1 protein-coding gene is annotated in these 408 nt (G+C 60.5%); it reads left to right on the top strand.

Annotated features, from left to right (window positions below):
* Positions 1-78: 78 nt before the first annotated feature.
* Positions 79-351 (top strand): ATP-binding cassette domain-containing protein, encoded by a 273-nt coding sequence (locus ACFHWU_RS29460; protein WP_416592346.1) that lies wholly within the window; start codon positions 79-81, stop codon positions 349-351.
* Positions 352-408 lie beyond the last annotated feature (57 nt).

Below are 408 nucleotides of genomic sequence, written 5' to 3'. Positions count from 1 at the left end.
ACACATCTTGACCGTTCCGGACACCACGCCCGGTGATCAGAGCCTTACCCGGAAAGGCTCAATGACCAGAGGAAGTTGATGAGCGTCGTCATTGATGGTTTGGCACAAGGATATGGTTTATCCACTATCATCGATGGCCTGAGTGCCACGCTGAACCCGGGGATCACAGCGCTACTCGGGCCAAACGGTGCGGGCAAGACCACCCTGCTGCGGACCCTCGCCACGATTATGCCGCCCCGCAACGGGTCGGTTCGTGTAGGTGATGTGGTGGTCGACCGCGAGCGGCAGGCCCGAGCTGTCCGAGAGAGGATCGGCTACCTACCACAGGACTTCGGCTTCGATCCAACGTGACTGGATAGGTGCGTGGGACCTTGGAATACCGCAAGCGCGCGAGGTGGGTCAGGCGGT

Origin of the sequence: Micromonospora sp. LOL_015 (genome assembly GCF_048060275.1) — a bacterium.
In the GTDB taxonomy this organism is placed as follows: domain Bacteria; phylum Actinomycetota; class Actinomycetes; order Mycobacteriales; family Micromonosporaceae; genus Micromonospora_E.
The sequence above is the reverse complement of the archived record's forward strand: the minus strand, read 5'-3'. Positions and strand labels throughout refer to the sequence as shown.

What these genes read in the sequence shown, in the direction of transcription:
- ACFHWU_RS29460 (WP_416592346.1), top strand. Translation starts at nt 79, where the DNA reads ATGAGCGTCGTCATTGATGGTTTGGCACAAGGATATGGTTTATCCACT.